The sequence below is a fragment of the Acinetobacter sp. YH16051 genome, assembly GCF_013417135.1.
GTDB lineage: Bacteria > Pseudomonadota > Gammaproteobacteria > Pseudomonadales > Moraxellaceae > Acinetobacter > Acinetobacter towneri.
Genome location: NZ_VPEN01000051.1, coordinates 1 through 4,272, shown reverse-complemented (window position 1 = coordinate 4,272; position 4,272 = coordinate 1). Strand labels below are relative to the sequence as shown.

The following is a 4,272-nucleotide window of genomic DNA, read 5'->3' as shown; positions in this document are numbered from 1 at the left end:
GTAACTGATTTAGAGGAGTTAGTCTTGAAGTTATGCGCCTGTTAAGGCTAAACTGAAAGAACAGATTTGGTTACTGCGCTCCTCATAAGCCAGTTACCACGGTTCAAAGAGTTGCAGCTCTGAGAACCTTCGAAAAACCGCCTTGCTGGGCGGTTTTTTCGTTTACTGAGCAAGAGATTACGACGCTACAGAAAGGATCTCAAGAAGATCCTTCACCATAATGGAAATCTATCCCACCCGAGCATATAGGATGCATATCGTTATAAAACATCGGATATTATGCATCCCAACTAAAAATAAGCTCGAGGATAAAAAATGAGTTCAATGGTTTACTGCCGAGGATGCGGCAAGGAAATACACGAAACAGCAAAGTCATGCCCACACTGCGGAGCCACAAACGCCTCTTCAGGTTCAGGTGAAAAAAGTAGAATCGCAGCCGCGCTATTAGGGAAGGTGCGAATAAGCGGGGAAATTCTTCTCGGTTGACTCAGTCATTTCATTTCTTCATGTTTGAGCCGATTTTTTTCTCCCGTAAATGCCTTGAATCAGCCTATTTAGACCGTTTCTTCGCCATTTAAGGCGTTATTCCCAGTTTTTAGTGAGATCTCTCCCACTGACGTATCATTTGGTCCGCCCGAAACAGGTTGGCCAGCGTGAATAACATCGCCAGTTGGTTATCGTTTTTCAGCAACCCCTTGTATCTGGCTTTCACGAAGCCGAACTGTCGCTTGATGATGCGAAATGGGTGCTCCACCTTGGCCCGGATGCTGGCTTTCATGTAACCGGGCAAACAGACGCATGGAGGCGATTTCGTACAGAGCATCTTCGATCGCGCCATCGCTCAGGTTGTACCAATGCTGCATGCAGTGAATGCGTAGCATGGTTTCCAGCGGATAAGGTCGCCGGCCATTACCAGCCTTGGGGTAAAACGGCTCGATGACTTCCACCATGTTTTGCCATGGCAGAATCTGCTCCATGCGGGACAAGAAAATCTCTTTTCTGGTCTGACGGCGCTTACTGCTGAATTCACTGTCGGCGAAGGTAAGTTGATGACTCATGATGAACCCTGTTCCATGGCTCCAGATGACAAACATGATCTCATATCAGGGACTTGTTCGCACCTTCCCTAAATCTGATAGTCGGTCTACAGATAGATCAATCTGGCGTTCAGATTATTCTTACTTTCTTGTATCATCCGACCACTGCAACCAATCAGGCAGAAATTTACTGCGCTCCAAAAAGAAGAACGGTTATGTCAGCGATGGATTTCAAGAAAAACACGGACCTCGATTTTCCCCGTTATGCCACTCCGGCGGTAAGCACCAAAGAGATAGATCTCCTGGGGTTGTTAGACGTACTTCTGGCAGCCAAAAAACGTATTGTGACGATCGTCCTGGCGTTCGCCGTAGTAGGGTTGGCCATTGCGTTTTTAATCCCGCAAAAATGGACCAGTAAAGCCGTGATCACGCCGGCCGAGCAGACGCAGTGGAACACGCTGCGCCAGATGATGGTGACGCTGCAGGTGCTGGACGTCGACGCGAAGGTGAGCCGTGGAGACGTGTTTAACCTGTTCATCAAAAAGTTTCAGTCGCAGTCGCTGCTCGAAGAGTACATGAAAACCTCCCCGTACGTGATGTCTCAGCTGGAAGGCACCGAGGTAGACCCGCTGGAGCTGCATCGCGCGGTGGTGAATATTGCTGAGAAAATGAAAGCGACAGATAACACGCAGGTTAAAGACGCAGACAAAGCGCCGTATACCTCATGGACGCTGAGCTTTACCGCCCCGACGGCGGGAGACGCGCAGACGGTTCTGGAAGGTTACATCAACTATATCTCCCGCATTGTTGAGCAGGAGACGATGGAAAATATCCGTAACCAGATCACGCTGAAAACGAAAGTCGTTCAGCAGCAGCTGGAGCTGGATCGCGTGCGTCTGACCAATATCCACAACACCAACCTGCAGCGCCTCAACTATTCGCTGGAAGTGGCGAACGCGGCAGGCATTAAGAAGCCGGTTTACAGCAACGGACAGGCGGTAAAAGACGATCCTGACTACTCCGTGGCGCTGGGTGCTGACGGTATTGCGCAAAAGCTGCAGATTGAAAAGAATCTGAAGGACGTGGCCGAGCTGAATGCGGATTTCCAGAACCGTGAATACTATCTGACTCAGTTGCAAAAACTGTCCGTGGAAGACGTGAAGCTTGAACCCTTCAGGTATCAGCTTTCACCGTCACTGCCGGTGAAAAAAGACGGTCCGGGCAAAGCCCTGATTGTGCTGCTGGCAGGGATTCTGGGCGGCCTGTTTGCCTGCGGCAGCGTGCTGCTGCGTGAGGCAATGCTCTCGCGTAATCCGTTGCCAGAGCCGATAACGGCCGTAACGCCAGCAACAGAGTAACGACGATATTAAAAAGGCGCTGATTCAGCGCCTTTTTTTATTTCAGGAAATCGTCGCGCACCGGCGTAAAGGTATCCAGAAGGGTGCCGGGCTTCAGGCAAATGCAGCCGTGCATCACGTGCGGCGCTTTATAGAGCGTATCGCCCGCCGTCACGATCTGCTTTTCTTCACCTATCGTAAACTCGAACTCCCCGGAGAGCACATAGGTAAGCTGTTCATGCGGGTGATTGTGCATCGGGCCAATCGCACCCTGCTCAAAATTGACCTCCACCGCCATCATCTTTCTTAGCATTCTTCCTTGGTGGATTTGGCGTACATAAATTTTACTTAGGTAAAATAGGACAGGGATTCCTGTATCTAATTTTTTGCTGGACATTCATACCCGCGATCATCGCGTTTATTGAGTTTATTATTTATCTATGCGATTCCGATGAAAAATTCGCAAGAAAATATGGCTAACTCATAGCAAAAAAGCCCTGCGGGGCTTTTTTTGTACCAGTCTGTGAGGCAGATTTACCATAACATCCGTTGCGTGCACCGCCTGAGAGGCTCTCAGGGCGTTTCTGGGTCTTCCTGCCTGTTTCCGACACTTCCCTGTGCCTATATCGTGAAAAAACGCGCCTGATGATTCTGGCGCGTCTGCATGGCTATGCACACACATGCATGGCCGGGATTTTAGCGGCTAAAATCCGGCTGGACGCCCAAAAGCACCACTGAACCTCACGAATAACGCCTCACGGGTGTGCAGTTTACTGTGCGGCCGTGAGGCGTTGGCCAGGCCGTCAGGCATGGCTGGATTTATTGCTAAGGGGGTCGGATTTAACGTGGATGAATCAGCACGCAGTGATGAACGGGATTCGGAAGGGGCACCCTTGCGGCGCGGCGATGTATACATCGCTAACGTGCCTTGGTCATTTATTGCAAGAAGGGAGAGGTAGCATTTTGATAGCAAAAAAGTAGCAAAAGGATAGCAACCGAAAGACCAGAAGACTCTGGAGATAGCAAAAAAGTAGCAAAATGGTAGCAAAAAGATAGCAAACATGCGGGAGCTAACCAGGAGTCTTTAGCGGGCCGGCGGTACTCCAAAAACACATCTTGTCCCGCTGTTTTGTGAATAAGCCAGCATAGCTGTGGGCACAAAACATTTCCTGTCCGCTGCTTTAACCTTTGTAATCCAGGAACGTCAGGTGACGTCACTTTGCGGCGTTAGCCCTATCCTGCATCGTATTAAAAAATGCAGCACTGGCGCGTACGGTGCCGAAGATAAGTCCGGGGATATTCCGCTTCCTCGCTCACTGACTCGCTACGCTCGGTCGTTCGGCTGCGGCGAGCGGAGGGAACGGAGACATTAAGGCACAGGCAATGAGAGAGGATCGAGAGGCAAAAGAAAAGGCCGCGGCGTTGCCGGTTTTCCATAGGCTCCGCCCCCCTGACAAGCATCACAGAATCTGACGCTCAAATCAGTGGTGGCGAAACCCGACAGGACTTAAAGATACCAGGCGTTTCCCCCTGGTGGCTCCCTCGTGCGCTCTCCTGTTCCTGCCTTTCGGTTTACCGGTGTCATTCCGCTGTTATGGCCGCGTTTATCTCATTCCACGCCTGACACTCAGTTCCGGGTAGGCAGTTCGCTCCAAGCTGGACTGTATGCACGAACCCCCCGTTCAGTCCGACCGCTGCGTCTTCTCCGGTAACTATCGACTTGAGTCCAAGCCGGAAAGACACGACAAAGCGCCACTGGCAGCAGCCACTGGTAACTGATTTAGAGGAGTTAGTCTTGAAGTTATGCGCCTGTTAAGGCTAAACTGAAAGAACAGATTTGGTTACTGCGCTCCTCATAAGCCAGTTACCACGGTTCAAAGAGTTGCAGCTCTGAGAAC

General features: G+C 50.6%; 2 protein-coding genes and 2 pseudogenes. 2 read left to right on the top strand and 2 right to left on the bottom strand.

Annotated features, from left to right (window positions below; translation table 11 throughout):
* Positions 1-595 precede the first annotated feature (595 nt).
* Positions 596-1,058, bottom strand: a pseudogene (locus FTV41_RS13770) (transposase).
* 194 nt (positions 1,059-1,252) lie between these two features.
* On the opposite strand from FTV41_RS13770, the gene wzz(fepE) reads away from it, so the two are divergent.
* Entirely contained in the window at positions 1,253-2,395 is a 1,143-nt protein-coding gene (gene wzz(fepE), locus FTV41_RS13765; RefSeq protein ID WP_021544858.1) for an LPS O-antigen length regulator Wzz(fepE), read from the top strand.
* 37 nt (positions 2,396-2,432) lie between these two features.
* Here the strand turns inward: wzz(fepE) and FTV41_RS13760 are convergent, their stop codons facing one another.
* A complete protein-coding gene (locus tag FTV41_RS13760; protein ID WP_218945200.1) occupies positions 2,433-2,672 on the bottom strand; it encodes a cupin domain-containing protein in 240 nt (79 codons plus the stop codon).
* On the opposite strand from FTV41_RS13760, the pseudogene FTV41_RS13755 reads away from it, so the two are divergent.
* Positions 2,672-2,854: pseudogene (locus FTV41_RS13755) on the top strand (TM2 domain-containing protein); the annotation flags it as partial. The gene FTV41_RS13760 and the pseudogene FTV41_RS13755 sit on opposite strands and share 1 nt — an antisense overlap.
* Positions 2,855-4,272 lie beyond the last annotated feature (1,418 nt).

What these genes read in the sequence shown, in the direction of transcription:
- FTV41_RS13760 (WP_218945200.1), bottom strand. Translation starts at nt 2,672, where the DNA reads ATGGCGGTGGAGGTCAATTTTGAGCAGGGTGCGATTGGCCCGATGCAC.